Source organism: Ilyomonas limi, assembly GCF_005233845.1.
In the GTDB taxonomy this organism is placed as follows: Bacteria; Bacteroidota; Bacteroidia; order Chitinophagales; family Chitinophagaceae; genus Ilyomonas; species Ilyomonas limi.
This window is the reverse complement of record NZ_SZQL01000012.1, coordinates 67,460-90,970: the sequence shown is the minus strand read 5'-3', so window position 1 is coordinate 90,970 and position 23,511 is coordinate 67,460. Positions and strand designations below refer to the sequence as shown.

Genomic DNA, 23,511 nt, shown 5'->3' with positions numbered 1-23,511 from the left:
GTTTATGCAATGATAGTTTTATGTATAGCTTAAGAGGAAATCATAAAAAAGGCTGCCTCGTATGAAGCAGCCAATAGTATTTAAAATAATAACGTAATCAACTATTTACACTACCATTTATCTACATCTTCACTAGAGTGCGTAGTAGCTGCCGGTTTTACAACCTCAGTAGCCACGCCATCAATACCATTGCCATCCAAATGTACTTCCTCTGAAACTGGCTCAGGATATTCATGGTTGAACGCATCAAAATCAAAATCGGGCATCAAATCGGTTTTTACATAATCCACAGCTTCGCCCAACGCTTTACAGAATTTATTAAAATCTTCTTTGTACAAAAAAATCTTGTGCCTGTCATAGCCATCATCGTTAAAACGTTTACGGCTCTCGGTAATAGTAAGATAATAATCGTTGCCGCGTGTAGCTCTTACATCAAAAAAATAAGTTCTTCTTTTTCCGGCTCTGATACGTTTGCTATAAACGCTTTCCATCTTTTTATCGTTATTTTCGTAAGCCACAGCTCAGATATTTTGGTTTATATAAAAAAATTGTCGCACAAATATAACGTTGTTTTGATACCACCAAAATTTTGCACAATATTTTTTATTGAAATTCGGTTGTTGCCTGTGCGGTTTGCTCGGTATTCATTTGCAGATTATACAACTCTGCATATTCACCGTTCTGCTTTATCAACTGCTCGTGTGTACCTTTTTCTAATACTTTTCCATCCTGCAACACAACAATCTTGTCAAAATTCAGGGCCGTAAAAATGCGGTGTGTAATAATGATAGCCGTTTTATCCTGTAAGTATTGTCGCAGGTTATTTACAATATCATGTTCGGTTTTAGAATCTACAGCACTCAGGCAATCGTCAAACAACATGATAGAGGCGCCTTTCATCAAAGCGCGTGCAATAGAAATGCGTTGTTTCTGGCCACCGCTGAGCGTTACACCACGCTCACCTACGAGGGTTTGGTAACCATGTTGCAGATTGTTTATTTCGTTGTGCACGCTGGCGTATTTAGCAGCTTCCTGCACATCGGCAGCTTCGGCGGCATGTGTCAATCCGAAATTAATGTTGGAAGTTATATCATCGCTGAACAAAAAAACATCCTGCGGTACATAGCTGATGTGCTCGCGCAAATAGCGCAATGGAATGCTTTTAATGTTTTCGCCATTCAGCAAAATTTTCCCTTCATCTACATCATAAAAACGCAATAACAACTGTGCAATGGTGGACTTTCCACTACCGGTTTTACCCAATATCAATACCTTCTCTCCTTCTTTGATGGCAAGACTAAAATGTCTGAGCGCCTGTATGCCGGTGTGCGGATAAGTAAAGGATACATCATCAAAAACGATGTTACCGTTGAGTACAGGTGTTACTGGTTTTTCCGGCTCAGTAATAGGTGATTGGGTTTGTAAAAACTCGTTGATGCGTTTTTGCGAGGCAGAAGCACGCTGAATCATGCTGGCTGTCCAGCCAATGGCGCTTACCGGGAAAGTTAATTTGTTGATATATAAAACAAACTCTACAATTACGCCTGGCATCATTCCATGCAATACCTGTAAACTGCCGGATAAAATTGCTATTAATGTACTTAAGCCGATCATCAGCGTCATGCTGGGGAAATAAATAGCTTCCAGCTTGGAAAGGCTTACTGTATTGCGGCGATATTCTTCGCTGTTCTTCTTAAAAAAACCGAGCATATTTTTTTCCTGGCCAAAGGATTTGATCACACGAATGCCACTATATGATTCCTGCGCATTAGTTGTAAGGTCGGAAAGAGAGCGTTGAACAATCTCACTTTTCTTGTGAATGACATTATTCACTACGTAAATGGTAATAGCAAGTATGGGTAAAGGTGATAATACCAGCCATGTAAGCGAAGCATTTTGCTTAAACATGTAAAACAAACAAAAGATAATAGTAGTTACCAAATTGATGGTGTACATAATAGCCGGGCCGGCATACATGCGCACACGGCTTACATCTTCGGCAACCCGGTTCATCATATCGCCGGTGCTGTGTGTTTTATAGAAGTTGGTATTGAGTTGCTGGTAATGCTGGTAGATTTCATTCTTTTGGTCGTACTCAATGTGGCGGCTCATTACAATAATGGTTTGCCGCATAAGGAACATGAAAAAGCCACGCAGCAAGGCCATAATCAGGAGCATCACGCCGGCAAGAATAACGATGCTGCTATAAGTAAAAGCACTACTGTTTATCCATTTGATAAACCACTGTACCAGGAAGTTGTAATTGCCCGATTCCTCATATTTGATTACTTCGTGAATGCCCTGGTTCTGCCGGATGGCGTGCGTAACCATATTGATAATGTAGCCCGATAACTGTGGGCTGAGAATATCAAAAAAGTTGGAGAGCACGACAAACAGAACTCCTAAGCTTAAACGTACGCGGTACTTCCAAAAATATTTATTCAGTGCTGCTAAATGCTTCAAACTGTATCCTTTCCTTTTTGCAAAAGTAAGTTATTGGGGTGGTGAATGCCGGGGTATTAATTGTGAATAATGCGTTGTGATTTTGAAGTTCGCCCATCATTGCAAGCGGAGCGAAGCAACCTGTGTGTAGTGGTACAATCAATACTAATTGCTGTGTAGTAATATTAAACTTTTGAAATGACTTTATCCGCTGTGATAATTAACGGTATTGCAGCAATGATTTCAATTTTATAGTTTCCATTTTCCATTTTTTCTCCTCTACTTGTAGGGGCAGGCATCGAAAGAAAAAAGGAACAAAAAAGAAAAGGGTAATAACAAAGTATCCTTTATCAATTATTAAAATACAAATTTAAAGGGCACACTGAAAGCCAAATACCGATACGTTAGCTTATCATCAAATAAAAAAGTCCCGAAAATGAATTCGGGACTTTAATAGGTTACTGCAAAAGGCTAAGCTTCGTTGCTTCCTGCAGCAGGTCCACCCTGCTCTACTCTTCTTACCACAGGGGTTTGCTTACGGGCACGTTGCGTTTTGCGATGCTCTTCGGAACGTTTACGAACAGCGGCTTCATGCTCTTCGTGCCATTTTTGAAACTTTACCATAGCGGTAGCTTCATCAAACAGTCCCAGCTTTACGCCCCTTAAAAGGTGCTTCAGGTACAATACGCCTTTAAAAGACAGGATACGACGCACCGTGTCGGTAGGTTGTGCACCTTTGTGCAGCCATTCCAGGGCTTTTTGACGATCGAGCTGAATTGTTGCGGGAACAGTTAGTGGATTGTAAGTTCCGATTTTTTGGATAAACTTACCATCGCGCGGTGCACGGGCGTCGGCTACTACTATAAAGTAGAAGGGACGTTTTTTGCTTCCGTGCCTTTGTAGTCTTAATTTGACTGCCATGTTTAAATAGAAATTTAAAGGCTTAGAAAATAAGGTTAACGAAAATATTTAGTGGACAAAAGTAGAATTTCCCTGGAAAAAATCAAAACCTTTATAAGAAAAATTTTTCAAATTAGCAATGTTTTTTTCTTCCCTGCAGAAATTTTTGCCTACGCACCTGTTGCACAGGCACTTGTTGAATTTTGCATTCCAGCCAAGCAATCACATCGAGGTACATAAAAGAGCGTGCTTCCAGCGGATTGCCCTGGTAACGCTCTAATTTTTCCTTTAAAGCTTTAAAAGCAGGTATTATTTGGGAGGGTTTAAGGGTAAAAGATTTGCGCAAAAATTTAAAAATCGCTTCTTCCACCACGCTCAGGTTTTTCATATTGGCCATAAAGCGATAGACGGATTTGATTAAATATTCCAGTAAATCGTAGTTGCCCAACTCGTAGTGGGCTATCAGGTGCAGGAGCCGTGCGTAGCATTGCAGGTCGGTGCGCAGGTCCACTTTCCAGTTGATGATTTTATTTAAATAATCAATAGCTGTGGCACTGTCGCCACTGCCAAAGTACAAGGAAGCGATTTTGTAATAAAACACCAATACCCGGTGACGATCCAATTGCAGCTTATATTCCTCAAGTTTTTCTTCTATATAAGGCACCAGTTGCAAGCCTTCGGTAAAAGTACCGTTGAGAAAATGCTTGTTAATGCGGGCAATATTTAAATATACAAAGGTTTGAATACGGTTGTTGGCATTGCTTTCCGCTTCGGGCGATTGGGCAAACTGCTCAAATTGCTTAAGCGTTGCGGCGAATTTATCGTAATTGTTCAGATCGAAATGGGCACTCAGCAGGTTGTGCAGCGCTTTGATGTATTGTCCGGTTTCTATCGTTAACATCTCCGGATATTTACTGAACAAATCCACCCATTTTTGCGCATACCGGTAATACATCAGCAAATCCTGTAGAATAAAGTTATACCAGCAATAAGACTGATAGAGATACATTTTTTCGTAAAAACCCATCTGCGCAGCATTATAAACCGGCAAATTCGCTTCAAAAAACAGTTTTACGGCGGTTACATCTTTTTCATCGCGTGCATGCCCCATTTTTATATACCAGCTATACAATTGCAGCGAAAGATTGGAAAATTTATTGAGTAAAGACAAATGCGTTGTAATTTCCTCTGACTCATACGCCAATGCTTCTGCCCTGTTTTCCATACTGCGTGTGATGTGCAGACTTTCTATTTTTTTTTCAAAAAAAGTGACCTGCATCTGAAAAGTAAGCTGATGCGCTGCTTTGGCAGTTTGCTTTATCTTATTCAGCACCCTCAGGCTTTGATGATACAGGCCTTTGTTGTACAAAATGCGTGCATAGCCCATTTGCTCATTTAGCTGAATATCAATATTATCCTCATCTTTGGTGTGCCGGAGCGATGCTAAAATCTGCCGGTACAAACCCGCTTTTAAATTGGAAAGTTGTTGTTTGCTGATGCTTTTGTGTTTCTTTAACAATAATACTTCATCATATTCCTCCATTTTATCCAGCGCATCAAAGAGCGTAACGATTTTCAAATCTTCCCCATCACTTCGCTTTACGGTAAGCTTAAAATGACGCTTTTCTCCTTTTTCAAGTGATTTTATTAGCTGAAATAGTTCATCTGTACTTCTGTTAGGCATTGTAAATTAACTTAGTAGAAATCCTTTGTTATCAAGGCTTTTAGTAACTTTACCCTTATTTATACAGCGTAAAAATCTGTATATTTTTATTTTGTTTGCCAATTACCCAAATATATTTTTGACGATGCAGGCTGTTTTAAGAACATTTTGGCAAGCAAAGGAAAGGCTTAACAGCTTGTATAATTTATACTCTTTTCTATGGCGAACGACAAGATTTTCATTTTTGACACCACCTTGCGCGATGGCGAGCAGGTGCCCGGCTGTAAGTTGAATACGAAGGAAAAAATTGAACTGGCACTGGCGCTGGAAGATCTGGGTGTAGATATTATTGAAGCCGGCTTTCCTATTTCCAGTCCCGGCGATTTTGCTTCGGTGGAAGCGATCGCCAAAGTAATTAAAAATGCCACTGTTTGCGGCTTAACACGCGCCGTACAAAAAGATATTGAATGTGCAGCAGAAGCGCTGAAGTATGCGGTTCGCCCGCGTATTCATACAGGCATTGGTTCTTCTGATATTCACATTAAACATAAGTTCAACACTTCGCGCGAAGACATTCTGGAGCGTGCTACAAAAGCTACCAAACTGGCGCGCAACTTAGTGGATGACGTAGAATTCTTTTGCGAAGATGCCGGCCGGGCCGATAATGAATTTCTGGCAAAACTGGTTGAAACCGTTATTGCTGCCGGCGCAACAGTGGTAAATATTCCGGATACTACCGGCTATTGCCTGCCCAACCAATACGGTGAAAAAATTGCCTATTTAAAGAACAATGTTCCTAATGTGGATAAAGCCATTTTATCGTGCCACTGCCATAACGATTTAGGCTTGGCAACTGCCAATTCTATTTTTGGTGCTATGAATGGTGCAAGGCAAATAGAATGCACGATTAATGGCATTGGTGAACGTGCCGGCAATACTTCTCTGGAAGAAGTCGTCATGATCATTCAGCAACATAAGTCTTTGAATCTTCATACGAATATCAATACCAGGAAACTAAATCCAATAAGCAGGCTCGTTTCTGATACGATGCGTATGCCGGTACAAAGCAATAAAGCGATAGTTGGTGCCAATGCGTTCTCGCATTCATCCGGCATTCACCAGGATGGTTTCTTAAAAGAAGCAACTACTTACGAAATTATCAATCCTGAAGATGTGGGCGCTGATCACAGTAAAATTGTTTTAACGGCACGTAGCGGCCGCAGCGCACTAGCACATCGTTTTCATAAATTAGGTTATCAGTTTACACGCAACGAAATTGATGTATTATACGAGCAATTTTTGGAAGTAGCTGACAGCAAAAAAGAAGTAGAAGACAGTGATTTGAAGGAACTGGCTGATGAATTTAACAGCACAGCCGTGTAAGTAAATTATTTATTATAAAAATACATCCTATGGAAAAAGCAGTAAAGAAAATGAGAGAGGAAGCCTATCATCAGCATCAGGAATTAAGTAATCAAGAGAGAGAAAATAAGACAGAAAAAACCGGGACAGAACTGGAAGCTCAACTTAAAACACAGGAGTTTAAGGAAATGCTTAAACGACTAAAGTAGGTCTAAAATAATAAGGCCTAAATTGATAAACACAGTAGATAAAACATAGAATATTCAAAATAAATGGCTAAAACATTATTTGATAAGATTTGGGAAAAGCACGTGGTAAAAAACATTGAAGGTGGTCCTTCGGTATTGTATATTGATAAACACTTTATACATGAGGTAACCAGCCCGCAAGCCTTTAAAGGCCTGGAACAGAGAGGTTTGCCCGTTTTTCGCCCAAAGCAAGTGGTAGCCACTGCCGACCATAATGTACCTACGCTTAATCAGCACCTGCCAATTAAGGAGGAACTGTCTAGAATACAGGTGCAAACATTAAAGGATAATTGCGAAAAATTTGGCATCGAACTGTATGGTTTAGGTCATCCCTTTCAAGGCATTGTACATATTATTGGTCCCGAGCTGGGCATTACGCAACCCGGAATGACCATCGTGTGCGGCGACAGCCATACTTCTACACACGGCGCTTTTGGTGCAATTGCTTTTGGTATTGGAACAAGCGAAGTAGAAATGGTGTTGGCCACGCAATGCCTTATGCAAAGCAAACCTAAACTGATGCGCATTAATGTAGATGGTGAATTAAATAAGGGCGTGGTTTCAAAAGATATTATTTTATACATTATCTCTCAAATTTCTGCCAGTGGCGCCACGGGTTATTTTGTAGAATATGCCGGCAGTGCTATCCGCAGCCTGAGTATGGAGGGACGCATGACGATATGCAACATGAGCATTGAAATGGGGGCACGCGGTGGTATGATAGCGCCTGACGAAACGACTTTCAACTACATGCAAGGTCGCCTGTTTGCACCTAAAGGGGAAGAGTGGGATAAAGCAGCAGAATACTGGAAAACATTGTACAGCGATGCAGATGCCGTATTTGATAGAGAATTGAACATCAGAGCCGAAGACATAGAGCCGATGATTACTTATGGTACCAATCCGGGTATGGGCATTGGTATTAGTGGTCATGTACCGGAGCTAAATGAAGTGGCAGAAAAAGCATCTTTTGAAAAGTCGCTTCACTATATGGGCTTGCAGCCCGGTGAGGTACTGAAAGGACATAAAGTGGATTATGTATTTATTGGCAGTTGCACCAATGCCCGCATAGAAGATTTGCGCATGGTAGCTTCTTTTGTAAAAGGTAAAAAGAAAGCCGACAATGTAGAAGTATGGGTAGTGCCCGGCAGTAAACAGGTAGAAAAACAGGCGGTGGAAGAAGGAATTGACAGGATATTTGAAGAAGCAGGATTTATGCTTCGTCAACCCGGCTGCTCGGCTTGCTTAGGTATGAATGAAGATAAGATACCTGCTGGTAAATATTGCATTTCTACCAGCAACAGAAACTTTGAAGGACGCCAGGGACCAAATGCACGCACCATGCTGGCAAGCCCATTAACAGCAGCTGCAGCAGCCGTTACAGGTGTAGTTACAGATGTGAGAGAAATGTTGCAGGAGCAATAAGCGCAAATAGTTCAATTAATCATTGAGAATAAAACAATAGCAAGTGCCGGAAGTAAACTGGAATGCCGATTTATACAGCACCAAACACAACTTCGTTTTTAAGTACGGTGAAGATCTGATTGGATGGTTGCAACCGAAAGAAGGAGAACGCATTTTGGATGTGGGTTGCGGCACTGGTGAACTGACTAATGAATTGAGTAAATCGGGAGCCACCATTATTGGTATAGATGCTTCTGAACAAATGATCAATAAGGCAAAGCAGCAATTTTCGCACATACAGTTCTTTGTAAAAGATGCTACCAACTTCTCGTTTGATGAGCCCTTTGATGCAGCTTTTTCAAACGCCACTTTGCATTGGATTAATGATCAGTTGAAGGCATTGCAATGTATTTATAATAGTTTGAAAGAGAGTGGAAGATTTGTGTTTGAAATGGGTGGTAAACACAACATCGAAAGTATTCACAATGCTGTTAAAAAAGCAATGGAAGAAGGGCGCTTGAAAGATAAAATTCCTGCTGTTTCTAATTACTTTCCTTCTGTTGCAGAGCAAACAAAATTACTTGAGCAGGCAGGCTTTACGGTCACCGATGTTGCCTGTTTTAAAAGGCCTACGGTATTACAGGGTGAGGATGGAATGAGGAACTGGATCATTCAGTTCTGCACTTTTTTCTTTACTCAAATTTCGCCGGAAGAAAAGGAAGCAATTATTAATCGTGCTGTTGAAATTTTACGACCAACCAATTATAAAAATGGCTCCTGGTACGGAGATTATGTACGCCTGAGAGTAAAGACAATTAAGGAATAAACAGTATGGAGAAATATTTTGACATCATGCAAAAAACAAGAATCAATTTCGTGCGATTGCTTGATGGCCTGACAACAGAACAATTGAATACAATTCCTACAGGGCTTAACAACAATCTTATCTGGAATTTTGCACATTTATTAGCAACACAACAGGTGATATTTTATAGATTATCCGGCTTAATCCCAAATCTGGATGAAGACTTTATAAAGTGTTACAGAAGGTTTTCAAAGCCGGAAGCGTTTGTAAGTGCGGAGGAGTTTGAAAAGATTAAGCAAAACTTCGAGCAGGCGCAGGAAACATTTTTTGAAGATTATAGAATGGGGGCATTCACCAATTTCAAACGGTACACTACGAGTTTTGGAGTGCAGTTAGATACGCTTGAGGATGCCATTAAATTTTCATCGGTGCACGATGGCTTGCATTATGGATATGCAATGGCTATGAAACATTTGGTTTAAATTATTTTCATTTTAATTATTTATGAGCAAAAACATCAATATCATTACCTCAACAGTCGTTCCTATTCATATTGAGAATATAGATACGGACCAGATTATCCCGGCACGCTTCCTGAAAGCTACGAGCCGGGAAGGCTTTGGTAAAAATCTGTTTCGTGATTGGCGTTACCAAAGCAACGATGAAAATCAGCCAAAAGAAGATTTTGTTTTAAATAACCCAACTTACAGCGGCAGAATTTTGGTTGCTGCCAAAAACTTTGGCTGTGGCAGTAGTCGCGAGCACGCTGCATGGGCCATTAAGGACTATGGTTTTGATGTAGTAGTCAGCAGCTTTTTTGCCGATATTTTTAAGAACAATGCATTAAACAACTTCTTGTTGCCGGTAACAGTAAGCGATGCTTTTTTAGATAAGATTTTTACTGCCGTAGAAGAAGACCACACTACAGAAGTAGAAGTGAATTTACCGGAACAATATATTAAAATATTATCTGCCGGCGAGCAGGAAAGCTTTGATATTAACAGTTATAAAAAAACCTGTTTACTCAATGGATACGATGATATTGACTACCTGTTGAGCATGAAAAAAGAAATAGAACAGTTTGAATTGCAAAAATAAATTGATTAAACCTAAATAGGATTCGAGGCGTATGTTTTCATCATCAATTATAGCAAATAATATTTCCGTTACACTGCAGGGTAATCCTGTATTGCAGCATGTTTCATTTGAATTAACACCCAATGAACACCTCGCAATTGTAGGACCATCGGGCAGCGGAAAGACTACCTTGGCAAAAGTACTGGCGGGTCAGTTGTTTGCTAAGGGCAGCATTGAAATCAATTATAACAATGACTCTTCATTACTGCACAAAGTACAGTTGATTGAGCAGCGATACCAGTTTAAGAACCTGTCCAACGTTTCAGATTTTTATTATCAGCAACGTTTTAACAGTTTTGATGCTGCTGATGCGTTGACCGTAATGCAGGAGCTGCAGCAAGTGGCTTTACATCATCTAAATGCAGAAGCAAAAATTAAAGAATGGCTGCAACAATTAGGCATGTATCATCGTAAAGATGCACCGATTATTCAACTGTCGAGCGGCGAGCATAAGCGATTTCAATTAATTAAGGGTTTACTGGCACCGCCGCAGATTTTAATATTAGATATGCCATTCGTTGGCCTGGATAAAGGCGCACGCCGGCAACTGAATCATATTATTAATAACATTGCAGCAAACGGCACTCAACTTATCATTATCACAGACGCGCATGAAGTTCCCGATTGCATTACACACATCGCTTACTTAGAACAAGGTAAGCTGGAGGAATTTGAGGCGAAAGAATCTTTTGACCAAGATGGAATAACACATCATCAAACTCATTATTATAACCTTGAGGAAGCCCCATTGGCAGAAAATGAAAGTGAATTTGAACATGCTGTGTTGATGAAAAATGCAACAGTGAGCTATGGGGATAAAACCATTTTGCACAACATCAACTGGCAGGTAAAAAGAGGTGAAAAATGGCTGCTTCGCGGGCACAATGGTGCAGGAAAATCTACCTTGCTAAGTCTTATCAACGGAGATAACCCGCAAGCCTACAAAAACGAAATTTACCTGTTTGATAAGCGCCGTGGCAGTGGTGAGAGCATTTGGGATATTAAGCAGAAAGCGGGCTATGTTTCACCTGAGTTACATGCTTTCTTTGATAAAGGAACTACCTGCTACAACGCTGTAGCATCCGGCTTTTTTGATACAATTGGCTTATTTAAAAAGTTAACCGGTCAACAGCAAATGTTAGTACAGCAATGGCTTGATTTTTTACAGCTTTCTGCTGTACAAGACAAACCATTAAGCACTTTATCATCCGGCACGCAACGGTTAGTATTACTGGCAAGAGCCTTAGTAAAAAATCCACCTTTACTCATTCTGGACGAGCCTTGTCAGGGATTGGACGATGACCAAAAAGATAGTTTCGTGCAACTGGTGAATGACTTGTGCGAGCGGCTGGATAAAACATTGATTTATGTGAGCCATTATGAAAATGAAATACCGCCCTGCATAGACCATGTGCTGGAGTTGAATGGAGGAAAGCAAAAATTGTATTCAGTAGAAAAACAAATGGAAGCATTTCTACAACCTTTATAAAATTTAATCCTGATACGGATAAGGCTCTTATGAAAAAAAATATTACAGTTATACTCGGCGATGGCATTGGACCCGAAGTAACGCAACAATCTATCAAAGTATTAAATGCTATTGGCGAACAATACGGGCACCAGTTTACTTATTCTTACCAGTTAATGGGTGCCGATGCTATTGATAAAACCGGTAATCCATTACCCGATGAGACCGTAGAATCCTGCTTAAAAACAGATGCCGTTTTATTTGGCGCAATTGGTCATCCTAAATATGATAACGACCCAACTGCAAAGGTGCGTCCGGAGCAGGGCTTGCTAAAGCTGCGCAAATCGTTGCAATTATTTGCCAACATTCGCCCAATTACTATTTATCCTTCACTGCATCATTTATCGCCGTTAAAAAGCAAAGCTTTGGAAGACGTGGATATGGTGATTTATCGCGAGCTGACAGGCGGTATTTACTTTGGCAAAAAAACGTTGAATAAAGAAGGTACACAAGCCTCTGATGATTGTGTTTATACAATAGAAGAAATAGAACGCATTGCGCACTTAGCTTTTAAAAACGCACAGCAAAGAAGAAAAAAACTGACACTGGTAGATAAAGCCAATGTGCTGGAAACCTCCCGCCTGTGGCGCAAAGTAGTGCAGCAGTTAGCATCGCAATATGCTGATGTAGCAGTAGATTATATGTTTGTGGATAATGCCTCTATGCAAATTATTCTCAATCCCAAACAGTTTGATGTAATTCTTACGGAAAACATGTTTGGCGACATCATCAGCGACGAAGCCAGCGTGTTGAGCGGCTCCTTGGGCCTGGCGCCATCTGCTTCTGTTGGCAAAGGTACCGCTTTGTTTGAGCCCATTCACGGCAGCTACCCGCAAGCAGCAGGTAAAGACATTGCCAATCCAATCGGCTCCATTCTGTCAGCCGCTATGATGCTCGATCATTTTGAAATGTACAATGAAGCGCAGGTAGTACGCAATGCCGTTGCCTGGACATTGCAAAGTGGTTTTGTAACAAAAGACATTGACCCTATCAACAACTATTCAACATCAACTATCGGCGATTTGATAAGAGATTTTATTGAAAATAAATTACCTTCTGATGTGAACAGGCAAAATATTGCACTTAGCAAAAGCACGATTATATAGCGGAGATTTGAGAATAAATAAAATTGAATAAAGCTTTTAAAATAAACAGGAATTGAATTTTAGAAAACCACAGCGTAAACAAAGTAATTGCACAGCGTAACACAGCTTTAATAAAAAACGCTTATAAACGCTGTGCTTCAACCTCTTTAACTCAGTGGTCAAAAAACATAACAAATGAAGCACGATCAGATAGACACCAGCAATATCAACGAAGCACCAACAGTAGATGAAAATGCAGCTATTGCACAGTCTCATGCATTGAATAAATACTCCAGAATTTTAACGCAGGATGTAACGCAGCCCGCCGCGCAGGCCATGTATTATGCCATTGGTTTTAAAGAAGAAGATTTTAATAAAGCACAGGTTGGAATTGCAAGCATGGGTTGGGATGGTAATCCCTGCAACATGCACCTAAACGACCTTGCAACCGCCGTTCGCAAAAGTGTAAATGAACAGAAGGAGTTGCTTGGGCTTCGCTTTTATACTATTGGCGTAAGCGACGGCATTAGCATGGGAACAGATGGTATGCGCTACAGCTTGGTAAGCCGCGACGTAATTGCCGATAGTATTGAAACAAATGCCGGCGCGCAATATTATGATGCGTTAATTACCATTCCAGGCTGCGATAAAAACATGCCCGGTTCTATTATGGCAATGGGCAGATTGAACCGTCCTTCTATTATGTTGTATGGCGGCACCATTGCTCCGGGGCATTACAAAGGACAGGATAACCTAAACATTGTTTCTGCTTTTGAAGCATTAGGACAAAAATTGGCAGGCAATCTGGATGAAGCCGATTTTAAAGGTATTATCCGTCACGCTTGCCCGGGTGCAGGTGCTTGTGGCGGCATGTACACTGCCAATACAATGGCGAGCGCTATTGAAGCTTTGGGAATGAGTTTACCTAACTCCTCTTCTAATCCAGCGTTGAGCAAAGACAAACAAAAGGAATGTGAGGCTATAGGAAAAGCTATTAAATTGTTACTCGAAAAAGATATTAAGCCCAAAGATATCATGACACGTAAAGCATTTGAAAATGCGATTACAGTGGTGATGGTGTTGGGTGGAAGTACCAATGCTGTATTGCACCTCATTGCCATAGCAAAAAGTGTGGATATTCCGCTTACACAAGATGACTTTCAGGCTATCAGCAATAAAGTGCCGATGCTGGCAGACTTTAAGCCGAGTGGCAAGTATATGATGGAAGATTTATATCAATATGGCGGCGTGCCTGCTGTAATGAAATATTTATTAAGCAAAGGTTTGCTGCATGGTGATTGCCTTACCGTAACCGGCAAGACCGTAGCAGAAAACTTAGCGGATGCACCGGATTTGGATTTTGAAAAACAAGACATTATTCATTCGTTAGAAAATCCTATTAAAGCAACCGGGCATTTGCAAATACTTTATGGCAATCTTGCTGAAGGCGGCAGCGTGGCCAAAATAACCGGTAAAGAAGGCGAACGTTTTGAAGGAACGGCCCGCGTATTTGACGGCGAGCATCACCTGATAGAAGGTTTGCAAAATGGCAAAGTACATGCAGGTGATGTGGTGGTTATCCGCAACATTGGTCCCAAAGGTGCGCCTGGTATGCCGGAAATGCTAAAGCCCACCGGCGCTATTATCGGCGCTGGTTTGGGTAAATCTGTTGCTTTAATTACCGATGGTAGATTTAGTGGTGGTACGCACGGTTTTGTAGTGGGGCACATTACACCGGAAGCTTATGAAGGTGGTTTAATTGGTTTGGTAAAAGACAATGATATTATAGAAATTGATGCGATTAAAAACACCATAACTTTAAAAGTAAGTGATGAAGAAATAGCCATGCGCAAAGCAGCATGGAAGCAGCCACCTTTGAAAGCAACAAAAGGTATTTTATACAAATACGCTAAATGCGTAAAAACCGCAGCCGAAGGTTGTGTAACGGATGAAGCGTAATTAAGTTAACTGTTTTAAAATGACAACACGATTTATAACCTTAAGTATAAAAGCAACTGCACCGATTCTTTTAGTAAAATCAAATGAGCGAGTCAGCAGCAATTTTTAGTACAATTTTTTGTACAGCAAACAATTAATGCTGTATGGTAAATCAATGAAAAGAAAGGTTCATTCAAATAAGTCGTTTAAAAATAAAAATCTGAGTTTATGGAAACTCTTGCAATACAAAAAGAACAACCAGCCGTAAGCAACAAAACCACTACTATCAGTGGGTCGCAGGCAGTATTGGAAGCCTTTATTGCCGAAGGTGTAGAAACCATATTTGGCTATCCGGGCGGCGCCATTATGCCCATCTATGATGCCTTGTACGATTACAATGAAAAATTAAAACACATCCTCGTTCGCCACGAGCAAGGGGGCATTCATGCGGCACAAGGCTTTGCGCGTGCATCGGGCAAAGTGGGCGTAGTATTTGCCACCAGCGGCCCCGGTGCAACTAACCTGGTGACCGGGCTGGCTGATGCGCAGATAGATAGTACGCCACTGGTATGTATTACCGGGCAGGTGTTTGCACATCTCTTAGGTACTGATGCTTTTCAGGAAACCGATGTGATTAATATTACTACGCCTGTTACCAAATGGAACTACCAAATAACGGATGCCACTGAAATTCCTTCGGTAATGGCAAAAGCTTTTCATATTGCCCAAACCGGCAGGCCAGGACCTGTATTAATTGATATCACTAAAAATGCGCAGTTGCAAAAGTTTGAGTATAGCGGTTATACCAAAATGGAGCATTTGCGCAGCTATCGTCCAAAGCCAATCGTACGCAAAGAATACATTGAACAAGCGGCTAAGCTCATTAATGCAGCTCAAAAGCCATTTGTTATTTGGGGACAAGGCGTGATATTGGGTGGAGCTGAAAAAGAATTTCAGGCATTTATAGAAAAAAGCGGTATTCCTGCAGCATGGACTATTTTGGGTGAGAGTGCTATACCTACCAGCCATCCGCTGAATGTGGGTATGTTAGGTATGCACGGCAATTATGCACCCAACGTACTGACTAATGATTGTGATGTACTAATTGCCATCGGGATGCGCTTTGATGACCGTGTAACCGGCAGGTTGGATAAATACGCGAAACAAGCACAGATCATTCACTTAGATATTGACCCTGCCGAAATAGATAAAAATGTAAAAGTAACCATTCCTGTTTGGGGTGATTGTAAAGAAACGTTGCCCGTACTTACAGAGTTGGTGGAGCGAAAAAATCACTCACAATGGTTACAGAAATTTAAAGAGCTGGAGCAAAAAGAAGTAGAAGAAGTAATTTTTGAAGAACAAAACCCATCTACCGAAATTATGACGATGGGCGAAGTAATCAAAGTAATGAACGAGCTTACCGGCGGCAATGCCATTATTGTTACCGACGTTGGTCAGCACCAGATGGTAGCCTGCCGCTATGTGAAGTTTAATCAAACCAGGAGCAATATTACTTCGGGTGGTTTAGGCACTATGGGCTTTGCATTGCCGGCTGCTATTGGTGCCAAGTTTGGTGCTCCCGAAAGAACAGTGATTACGATTGCTGGCGATGGCGGTATTCAAATGACCATACAGGAATTAGGCACCATTATGCAAAACGAGGTGGATGTAAAGATCCTGATTCTCAACAATCATTTTCTAGGTATGGTACGGCAGTGGCAGCAGTTATTCAACGATAAGCGTTACTCCTTTGTTGACATAGCCAGTCCCGATTATGTTACAGTTGCAAAAGCATATAATATTCCCGGCAGAAGCATATCCAACCGTGCAGATTTAAAGGATGCTTTAAGTGAAATGCTGAACCATAAAGGCGCTTATTTATTGGAAGTAATTGTAGGTAAAGAAAACAATGTATTCCCGATGGTGCCGCAAGGTTGCAGTGTGAGTGAGATAAGGTTGAAGTAAAGTCCCATCCCTTAAAGGGGAGTAAGGCAAACAGCATCTTCAATTAAACATTTATTATTAACTAAAGCTCTCAAAGAATTTTGGAGTTTAAAAATCCCCCTTCAGGGGTTAGGGGCATGAAAAAAGAATTCACATTAACCGTTTATACCGAAAACCAGATTGGCTTGCTTAATCGCATTGCCATTATTTTTTCGCGCAGGAAAATCAACGTAGATAGTTTAAATACTTCTCCTTCAGAGATAGAAAGTGTGCACCGCTTCAACATCGTTATTACAGAAACAGAAGACGTAGTGAAGAAACTGTGCCGGCAAATAGAAAAGCAGGTAGAAGTGTTGAAAGCCTATTACAATACCAACGAAGAAATCATCTGGCAGGAGCTGGCGTTGTATAAAGTACCTACCAATGTAATTGCCGAAAAAGTAGTGGTTGAAAGATTGCTGCGCAAATATGGTGCACGCGCTGTGGTGATTCGTAACGATTACACCGTATTTGAAACTTCCGGTCATCGCGAAGAAACAGAAGGACTTATAAAAGCTTTAGAGCCGTATGGTTTAATTGAATTTGTGCGTAGTGCGCGTGTTGCTATTATTAAAAGCAGCAGTGGCTTTCACGATAAACTTAAAGAATTTGAACAATTGCAACCCGGCGAAAGCGTGGCTGAAAATGAATATCTCAACGAGAGAGATAAAGTGTTTACCATGTAATAGTTTTGCTCTTGAATAGCGATTATACTGATGACATGCCGATCCGGCTGATAAACATTTTCTAACGCATCAGTATAACCAGTTAATCCTTAGTAAATCATTGTTAAAGTCTAATTTATCAGTTCAATTATTATCAAAATAAAACCAGTAGAATCAGTTATCTAAATTTAACCAAATGGCAAAATTAAACTTCGGGGGCGTGGAAGAAAACGTAGTAACACGCGAAGAATTCCCGCTTAGCAAAGCACAGGAAGTCCTGAAAAATGAAACAGTAGCAGTAATAGGATATGGTGTGCAGGGCCCCGGTCAGGCGCTCAACCAACGTGACAATGGCATCAATGTAATTGTTGGTCAGCGCAAAAACTCTAAAACATGGGACAAAGCCGTTGCCGATGGCTTTGTGCCGGGCGAAACCTTGTTTGAAATTGAAGAAGCCCTGGAGCGCGGCACTATTATTTGCTACCTGCTGAGCGATGCCGCCCAAATTGAATTATGGCCAACTGTAAAAAAGCATTTAACGCCCGGCAAAGCACTGTATTTTTCACATGGCTTTGGCATCACATTCAATGAGCAAACTGGTATTATTCCACCAAAAGATGTAGATGTATTTTTGGTGGCACCCAAAGGCTCCGGCACTTCTTTACGCCGTATGTTTTTGCAAGGCAGAGGTTTAAACAGCAGCTTTGCCATTTTTCAGGATGCTACCGGCAAAGCTCGTGACCGTGTGATTGCCTTAGGCATTGCAGTAGGCAGCGGCTACCTGTTTGAAACTGATTTCAGAAAGGAAGTATTTTCCGACTTAACCGGCGAACGCGGCACACTGATGGGTGCTATTCAGGGCATTTTTGCAGCACAATATCAGGTGTTGCGCGATCATGGGCATTCCCCTTCTGAAGCGTTTAACGAAACCGTGGAAGAGCTTACGCAAAGCCTGATGCCGCTCGTAGCAGAAAATGGTATGGACTGGATGTATGCCAACTGCAGCACTACTGCACAGCGTGGTGCACTGGACTGGTGGAAGAAGTTTAGAGATGCTACACAGCCGGTATTCAATGAACTATACGAAAGTGTAGCTGCGGGCAAAGAAAGTCAGCGCAGTATAGATAGCAATAGCCAGTCGGACTATCGTGAAAAACTGAATGAAGAACTGAAAGAATTACGCGAAAGTGAAATGTGGCAGGCAGGCAAAACAGTAAGAAGCCTAAGACCAGAAAATCAACAATAGTACTTGTAAAAATAGCCGCCGGTGGGCGGCTATTTTGTGTTTTGAGGCAAACTGCAGAACTATGATAGTGGTGTTACTCTGTTGTAAGATTCTACTTCCTGTTTAGCAAAGAAGCACCGATACGCATCATTCTCATTTATGCGTATTTTTATACTATGAAAGCGAGATTAAACTTAACAGTTGACGAAGAACTGCTTGATAAAGTGAGGGTGTACGCTGAAAAGAAACAAAAAAGTATATCGCAGATAGTAGAAGAATATTTTTCAAAAATTACAAAAGAGCCAAAGAAAGAATCCATTATAGACCTGATTGAATCACTACCGAAGCCGAATATTGACCCGGATATAGATTTGAAAAAAACTTACTACGAAGAAAACAGAAAAAAGTATGGCTTCTAACATTTTTTTAGATGTAAACATAGTTCTTGATTTTACGTTACAGCGGGATATTGGGTATACAAATGCAAAGGAGATTATGCAACATGTAATTGACGGAAGGTTGCACGCCTGTATTACACCAATAATTGTACACATTGCCGGCTATTTCTTAAAAAAATCGCACGGGATTGATATTACAAAGAAAATGCTGTTATCTTTTTTAACAGATGTCAAAACCATTGATGTTCCGTTTATAGTTGTTCAGCAAGCATTAAAATCAGATATGCCGGATGTAGAGGATTCATTACAGTATTACGCTGCATTGCATCACAACCTTGACTATTTCATATCTAGAGATAAACCATTGAAAAAATTTGCTTTATCACCATTACCTATCATTCACCCCAAAGAATTTATTGAGCATTTCCTGAGTTAAAAATATTTATACATCGAATGACAACAACTTCCAACACAGCTCCTTTTTTAAACTTCACCGCTGCTGCCGAGCGTTTGAAGAATATAGCTACGCATACGCCATTAATGCTCAACCTCAATTTATCGCGCCGATATAAAGCGAATGTATATCTCAAGCGTGAGGATTTGCAGGTAGTACGCAGCTACAAATTGCGTGGTGCTTACAATATGATGAGCAGCCTGCCGGCAGAGCAATTGGCAAAAGGTGTGGTATGCGCAAGTGCCGGCAACCATGCACAGGGTTTTGCATACAGTTGCAAAAAACTGAATGTAAAAGGCGTGGTATTTATGCCGGGCATTACGCCCAAGCAAAAGATCAATCAAACTAAAATGTTTGGAGAGGACAAGGTAGAAATAAAACTGGTGGGCGATACTTTTGATGATTGCGCTATTGCTGCCAAACAATATACGGTAGAGCATGGCATGACCTTTATTCCGCCGTTTGATGATTGCCGCATTATTGAAGGGCAGGCAACGGTAGGTATGGAAATATTGGAAGATTTGCAAAGTGTAGATTATGTGTTTGTTCCTATCGGCGGTGGTGGCCTGGCATCGGGCGTAGGCACTTATTTTAAAACATATTCACCCAATACTAAAATCATTGGACTGGAGCCGGAAGGTGCGCCCAGTATGCTTGCCGCGTTAAAAGCCGGACACCCGGTAACACTGGACAATATTGATCGATTTGTAGATGGTGCGGCAGTTAAGCGCATTGGCGATTTGACTTATAGCATTTGCAAAGAAGTGCTGGACGACATGCACCTGGTACCGGAAGGTAAAATATGCACCACTATTTTAAAACTGTACAACGAAGATGCTATTGTGGTAGAACCTGCTGGTGCTATGTCTATTGCCGCATTAGACGATTATTCAGAAGCTATTAAGGGCAAAACAGTAGTTTGCATTGTAAGTGGCAGCAACAACGATATAGACCGCATGCCGGAGATAAAAGAACGCTCATTGCAATACGAAGGTTTAAAGCACTATTTCCTAATCAATTTTGCACAAAGGCCCGGCGCGTTGCGCGAATTTTTAAATTTTGTATTAGGACCAACAGATGATATTACACGCTTTGAATACATGCAAAAAACCAATAAGGAAAGCGGCCCCGCACTCGTAGGTATTGAACTACAGGTAAAAGATGATTACCAGGCATTAATTCATAAAATGAAGCAATATAATGTTGATTTTACAGAGCTGAATAAGAATGATACATTGTTTGGATATTTGGTGTAAGCCAGTATAAAAAACAAACAAAAAGAGGTATTTAGTTTTAAATACCTCTTTTTGTTTGTTAATTTATCTAAATGAACTTATATACCGCCACCGGGTGATGCTGGTGGCATTCCGTTGCGCTCACCCCTTGGTGCCCTTGGTACAAAACGGTCGTGTTCGCCGCTATTGTTCTGTGCAGCTTTGTTTGTTCTTACATTATTTATTTTATATGTAAAAGTGAGCATAAAATAACGCTGCAATATATTGGTCTGCACATCTTCAATATACGTCTCTGTTACATTGCGCGTGATGCTTTGATTTTGTTTCAAAATATCAAATACATTTAACCGCAAATCGCCACGCTGATTCTTCAGAAATTTCTTTCCTGCACTGGCATTCCAAAGTGTATAATTCTGGTTGTAGCCGTTAGATAAACCTGAATACATCTGATTATTCAAATCGGTATGAAATACCCAGCCATCTTTGCTTAATAAATTGATGCTGGCAGTTGCAGAACCGGAATAATACGATTCATTCAAATTGGGCTGCAATGAATTTTTTACTACGTTATACCCGGCATTGTATCCAATATTAAAATCTACATATTCACTGATGTTACTGGCAAAAGTGACCCCGCCACTATAACCAGAATTCTTCGACTTATTTTCTATACCATTTATCAAACCTGGCTGCCTGGTATAGTTGTAACCACCATTCAAATTAATGTTTGTCTTGATAGCTTTTACAGGAAAACTATAGGTTAAAAACGTTCTGTAGCTCCAGTACCCATCAAGGTTCACAGGCTTGCTTAATTGAGCGCTTTTCTTTAAAACAAACGTTTTGGTTAGCAACGAATCCTCAGATGCGGTGAACACAGCATTGGTAATGTAGCTGTTATTTTGCTGAATAAATGCATTAAAAAACAAACTGCTTGATTTGGCAGTATTGGTAAAATTGAAACGTGCCGCTAAAGTGTTATTATATGCTTGTTTTAAGTCAGGATTGCCAATGGTAACAAACAATGGATTGTTGGTATTATACACGTTCTGCAACTGTGTTACCGATGGCGTTTGCGTAGTAGCTCTGTAAAACAAGCGGATACTGGTTTTTGGAGAAAACCTTTTGTTGAACATCAGATTGGGCAATAGATTACTGAAAGTAAAATGAGTAGTTAGAGCTTCAGGATAGGTCTCTTTGCTGTTCATATCGGTATATTGATAATTTAAGCCTGCCATAAAGCTATTATTCCTGTCACCAATACGATAAGTAATGCCTGCGTTCTGCTTTGCTATATCATTGTTAAACAAATTACTTACACTCGTATCAAGCATATTATACTTGGCAACGGTACTGTTATAATCAAACTCCAGTTGTTTCGAAGTGCTGTTTTGCCAGGATGGATTATAATTAAACATAACCATTGCTTTTTTACCCACCGGCTCGGTATAAGCAATGCTGGCACCTATAGATTTTACATGTGAATTTCTATCCCTGAAAAGTTGTGAAGAATCCTGAATGTTGTTTCCTAAAGTATCTGTATCGGTTGTAAAGATGTCCTGGTAAGTCCCGCCCGTATTGTCACTTAAGCCAGGCGATATACCTAACGTGATACTTCTGCCTTTCTTTTTAAAAGCATGGCGATATAAAAGGTTTGCACTAAAATTATAACCGCTTGAAGTGCTATTAGTACTGTTCAAAACATCAGTTAACACCTTCCCGGATGCCAACGTATTAACTGCATCGGATATACTATGTGCCTGGTTGTTTTGAAAGCCTATAGATGGCGTAAATATCAGTTGGTTAGCACTGTCAATCTTATACTCCATGCGCATGTTGATGCGGTTGTTGTAATTGCTGTTGCTGCTGTTTTCATCCTCTTTATAAAAAATGCTGGTGTCGGTGGGGGTAATGTTTTGACGGTTAGTATGCTGCCCCGTACTATTTCTTGTATTGTTGAAAAAATAACTGCCTGTTACGGTGAGATTTTTTGCCCAGGTATCACTGTAATTAATACCTAATGAATTGGTAGAATTGATGCCGGATGCATTACCTGTTAAAAAATTGCCAGCACCACCTCCGCGGAAACCCCCACCGCCCCTTTGACCACCGCCCCCGCCCCTCCTGCCTCCATTGCCACCTGTACTCAATACGCCCAACAAATCCTGCTGCGAAAAATTCTGCTGGTTGATGTTGTTGGATAAACCTATCAATGCAATGCGGCGGTCACCATTGAAGAAATTTACATTACCACCCATGGTGTAGCGATTATCTGTACCATAACCAGCATATACTTTTCCAAACTGGCTGGCGCGCATACCTCCTTTTGTAACAATATTGATAGCTTTAGAAGTATTCCCATCATCAAAGCCGGTAAACTGTGCCTGATCGCTCAGCTTGTCAAACACTTGTATTTTATCTATCACATCTGCCGGCAGGTTGCGTAAAGTTGCGCTGGCATCATCACCAAAATATTCCTTTCCATCTACCAATACTTTTTTTACCGTTTCGCCATGTGCTGTTACCGTGCCATCACTGCCCACTGTTATGCCCGGCATTTTTTTTACCAGGTCTTCGCTGGTTGCATCAGGGTTTACCTTATATTGATTAGCGCTGTATTGAACCGTATCTCCTTTTTGTACAACCGCTGGTGTAGTGGCAGTAACCACTACCGTATTCAGGCTGTTGCTGATGCGTACCAATTGCAGCTCGCCCAGATTAATAGTTGTATTATTAGCTGCCTGTATAATTTTAGAAGCGCTGCCATAACCAATAAACGAAACAGTAATAACATATTTTCCTGAATCCACATTCGTAAACAAAAAAGCACCGGCTGTATCGGTAAGTGTAGATTGCAGTTGGATGTTGCCGGTGTCTTTGTTTAGTTGAACAGTTGCAGCAGACAGCGGTTTGTTGGCACTATCCACAATCCTGCCGTTGATGGTTGTTTGCGCCTGTAAGCTTGCAACAGTTAATAAGAAAAAAAGAAGTAAAAGTGTTTTCATAAATGATGTTTGAGAGAAAGCAGTTTGATAAGCC

General features: G+C 40.8%; 20 protein-coding genes. 15 read left to right on the top strand and 5 right to left on the bottom strand.

Annotated features, from left to right (window positions below; genetic code table 11):
• Positions 1 to 110: 110 nt before the first annotated feature.
• The 4 genes from FC093_RS14975 to FC093_RS14960 all read right to left on the bottom strand — a co-directional run bounded on the left by FC093_RS14975 (position 111) and on the right by FC093_RS14960 (position 5,026).
• Positions 111 to 518, bottom strand: a complete 408-nt coding sequence (locus FC093_RS14975; RefSeq protein ID WP_137262613.1) for a DUF3276 family protein — start codon at positions 516 to 518, stop codon at positions 111 to 113.
• A gap of 85 nt (positions 519 to 603) precedes the next feature.
• The gene (locus tag FC093_RS14970; RefSeq protein WP_137262612.1) at positions 604 to 2,463 is read right to left on the bottom strand and encodes an ABC transporter ATP-binding protein; all 1,860 of its coding nucleotides are present in this window, start codon (positions 2,461 to 2,463) and stop codon (positions 604 to 606) included.
• A 450-nt stretch (positions 2,464 to 2,913) separates the two neighbouring features.
• Complete coding sequence (gene rpsP, locus FC093_RS24460) at positions 2,914 to 3,363, bottom strand: 30S ribosomal protein S16 (protein WP_137262611.1); 450 nt, start codon at positions 3,361 to 3,363, stop codon at positions 2,914 to 2,916.
• Positions 3,364 to 3,475: 112 nt separating this feature from the next.
• Positions 3,476 to 5,026 (bottom strand): hypothetical protein, encoded by a 1,551-nt coding sequence (locus FC093_RS14960; protein WP_137262610.1) that lies wholly within the window; start codon positions 5,024 to 5,026, stop codon positions 3,476 to 3,478.
• A 198-nt stretch (positions 5,027 to 5,224) separates the two neighbouring features.
• Here FC093_RS14960 and FC093_RS14955 point away from each other — a divergent pair, with 198 nt between their 5' ends.
• From FC093_RS14955 to ilvA, 15 genes are all read left to right on the top strand, one after another.
• A complete protein-coding gene (locus FC093_RS14955; RefSeq protein WP_137262609.1) occupies positions 5,225 to 6,388 on the top strand; it encodes a 2-isopropylmalate synthase in 1,164 nt (387 codons plus the stop codon).
• Between the two features lie 29 nt (positions 6,389 to 6,417).
• The gene (locus FC093_RS23790) at positions 6,418 to 6,576 is read left to right on the top strand and encodes a hypothetical protein (RefSeq protein ID WP_170971105.1); all 159 of its coding nucleotides are present in this window, start codon (positions 6,418 to 6,420) and stop codon (positions 6,574 to 6,576) included.
• Between the two features lie 63 nt (positions 6,577 to 6,639).
• Positions 6,640 to 8,040 (top strand): 3-isopropylmalate dehydratase large subunit, encoded by a 1,401-nt coding sequence (gene leuC, locus FC093_RS14950; RefSeq protein WP_137262608.1) that lies wholly within the window; start codon positions 6,640 to 6,642, stop codon positions 8,038 to 8,040.
• 43 nt (positions 8,041 to 8,083) lie between these two features.
• Positions 8,084 to 8,845, top strand: coding sequence for a class I SAM-dependent methyltransferase (locus FC093_RS14945; RefSeq protein WP_137262607.1), 762 nt, complete (start codon positions 8,084 to 8,086; stop codon positions 8,843 to 8,845).
• Positions 8,846 to 8,871: 26 nt separating this feature from the next.
• Positions 8,872 to 9,306: a DinB family protein gene (locus FC093_RS14940; RefSeq protein ID WP_170971104.1), complete on the top strand. Its 435-nt coding sequence runs from the start codon at positions 8,872 to 8,874 to the stop codon at positions 9,304 to 9,306.
• 22 nt (positions 9,307 to 9,328) lie between these two features.
• Positions 9,329 to 9,922: a 3-isopropylmalate dehydratase small subunit gene (gene leuD / locus FC093_RS14935; RefSeq protein WP_137262605.1), complete on the top strand. Its 594-nt coding sequence runs from the start codon at positions 9,329 to 9,331 to the stop codon at positions 9,920 to 9,922.
• A 31-nt stretch (positions 9,923 to 9,953) separates the two neighbouring features.
• Positions 9,954 to 11,450: an ATP-binding cassette domain-containing protein gene (locus FC093_RS14930; RefSeq protein WP_137262604.1), complete on the top strand. Its 1,497-nt coding sequence runs from the start codon at positions 9,954 to 9,956 to the stop codon at positions 11,448 to 11,450.
• A 29-nt stretch (positions 11,451 to 11,479) separates the two neighbouring features.
• Complete coding sequence (gene leuB, locus FC093_RS14925) at positions 11,480 to 12,595, top strand: 3-isopropylmalate dehydrogenase (RefSeq protein ID WP_137262603.1); 1,116 nt, start codon at positions 11,480 to 11,482, stop codon at positions 12,593 to 12,595.
• A gap of 174 nt (positions 12,596 to 12,769) precedes the next feature.
• Positions 12,770 to 14,533 (top strand): dihydroxy-acid dehydratase, encoded by a 1,764-nt coding sequence (gene ilvD, locus FC093_RS14920; RefSeq protein WP_137262602.1) that lies wholly within the window; start codon positions 12,770 to 12,772, stop codon positions 14,531 to 14,533.
• Between the two features lie 207 nt (positions 14,534 to 14,740).
• Positions 14,741 to 16,480 carry a biosynthetic-type acetolactate synthase large subunit gene (ilvB, locus tag FC093_RS14915; protein WP_137262601.1) on the top strand — a complete coding sequence of 580 codons (1,740 nt, stop codon included), beginning with the start codon at positions 14,741 to 14,743 and terminating at the stop codon, positions 16,478 to 16,480.
• 116 nt (positions 16,481 to 16,596) lie between these two features.
• Positions 16,597 to 17,184 carry an acetolactate synthase small subunit gene (gene ilvN / locus FC093_RS14910; RefSeq protein WP_137262600.1) on the top strand — a complete coding sequence of 196 codons (588 nt, stop codon included), beginning with the start codon at positions 16,597 to 16,599 and terminating at the stop codon, positions 17,182 to 17,184.
• Between the two features lie 175 nt (positions 17,185 to 17,359).
• The gene (gene ilvC / locus FC093_RS14905) at positions 17,360 to 18,409 is read left to right on the top strand and encodes a ketol-acid reductoisomerase (protein WP_137262599.1); all 1,050 of its coding nucleotides are present in this window, start codon (positions 17,360 to 17,362) and stop codon (positions 18,407 to 18,409) included.
• 155 nt (positions 18,410 to 18,564) lie between these two features.
• Positions 18,565 to 18,807 (top strand): DUF6364 family protein, encoded by a 243-nt coding sequence (locus tag FC093_RS14900; protein ID WP_137262598.1) that lies wholly within the window; start codon positions 18,565 to 18,567, stop codon positions 18,805 to 18,807.
• On the top strand, positions 18,797 to 19,222 hold the full coding sequence (locus FC093_RS14895) for a type II toxin-antitoxin system VapC family toxin (RefSeq protein WP_137262597.1): 426 nt from the start codon (positions 18,797 to 18,799) through the stop codon (positions 19,220 to 19,222). The genes FC093_RS14900 and FC093_RS14895 overlap by 11 nt, the downstream gene beginning before the upstream one ends.
• 17 nt (positions 19,223 to 19,239) lie before the next feature.
• Positions 19,240 to 20,496: a threonine ammonia-lyase gene (gene ilvA, locus FC093_RS14890; protein ID WP_137262596.1), complete on the top strand. Its 1,257-nt coding sequence runs from the start codon at positions 19,240 to 19,242 to the stop codon at positions 20,494 to 20,496.
• A gap of 77 nt (positions 20,497 to 20,573) precedes the next feature.
• On the opposite strand, the gene FC093_RS14885 is transcribed toward ilvA, so the two are convergent.
• The gene (locus FC093_RS14885; protein ID WP_137262595.1) at positions 20,574 to 23,477 is read right to left on the bottom strand and encodes a TonB-dependent receptor; all 2,904 of its coding nucleotides are present in this window, start codon (positions 23,475 to 23,477) and stop codon (positions 20,574 to 20,576) included.
• Between the last annotated feature and the right edge of the window lie 34 nt (positions 23,478 to 23,511).

Bases quoted from the DNA above. Each gene is read 5' to 3' on its own strand.
- FC093_RS14930 (WP_137262604.1), top strand. From the start codon at position 9,954: ATGTTTTCATCATCAATTATAGCAAATAATATTTCCGTTACACTGCAG.
- leuB (WP_137262603.1), top strand. From the start codon at position 11,480: ATGAAAAAAAATATTACAGTTATACTCGGCGATGGCATTGGACCCGAA.
- ilvD (WP_137262602.1), top strand. From the start codon at position 12,770: ATGAAGCACGATCAGATAGACACCAGCAATATCAACGAAGCACCAACA.
- ilvC (WP_137262599.1), top strand. From the start codon at position 17,360: ATGGCAAAATTAAACTTCGGGGGCGTGGAAGAAAACGTAGTAACACGC.
- ilvA (WP_137262596.1), top strand. From the start codon at position 19,240: ATGACAACAACTTCCAACACAGCTCCTTTTTTAAACTTCACCGCTGCT.
- rpsP (WP_137262611.1), bottom strand. From the start codon at position 3,363: ATGGCAGTCAAATTAAGACTACAAAGGCACGGAAGCAAAAAACGTCCC.
- ilvB (WP_137262601.1), top strand. From the start codon at position 14,741: ATGGAAACTCTTGCAATACAAAAAGAACAACCAGCCGTAAGCAACAAA.
- leuC (WP_137262608.1), top strand. From the start codon at position 6,640: ATGGCTAAAACATTATTTGATAAGATTTGGGAAAAGCACGTGGTAAAA.
- FC093_RS14955 (WP_137262609.1), top strand. From the start codon at position 5,225: ATGGCGAACGACAAGATTTTCATTTTTGACACCACCTTGCGCGATGGC.
- ilvN (WP_137262600.1), top strand. From the start codon at position 16,597: ATGAAAAAAGAATTCACATTAACCGTTTATACCGAAAACCAGATTGGC.
- FC093_RS14895 (WP_137262597.1), top strand. From the start codon at position 18,797: ATGGCTTCTAACATTTTTTTAGATGTAAACATAGTTCTTGATTTTACG.
- leuD (WP_137262605.1), top strand. From the start codon at position 9,329: ATGAGCAAAAACATCAATATCATTACCTCAACAGTCGTTCCTATTCAT.
- FC093_RS14940 (WP_170971104.1), top strand. From the start codon at position 8,872: ATGCAAAAAACAAGAATCAATTTCGTGCGATTGCTTGATGGCCTGACA.
- FC093_RS14885 (WP_137262595.1), bottom strand. From the start codon at position 23,477: ATGAAAACACTTTTACTTCTTTTTTTCTTATTAACTGTTGCAAGCTTA.
- FC093_RS14900 (WP_137262598.1), top strand. From the start codon at position 18,565: ATGAAAGCGAGATTAAACTTAACAGTTGACGAAGAACTGCTTGATAAA.
- FC093_RS23790 (WP_170971105.1), top strand. From the start codon at position 6,418: ATGGAAAAAGCAGTAAAGAAAATGAGAGAGGAAGCCTATCATCAGCAT.
- FC093_RS14960 (WP_137262610.1), bottom strand. From the start codon at position 5,026: ATGCCTAACAGAAGTACAGATGAACTATTTCAGCTAATAAAATCACTT.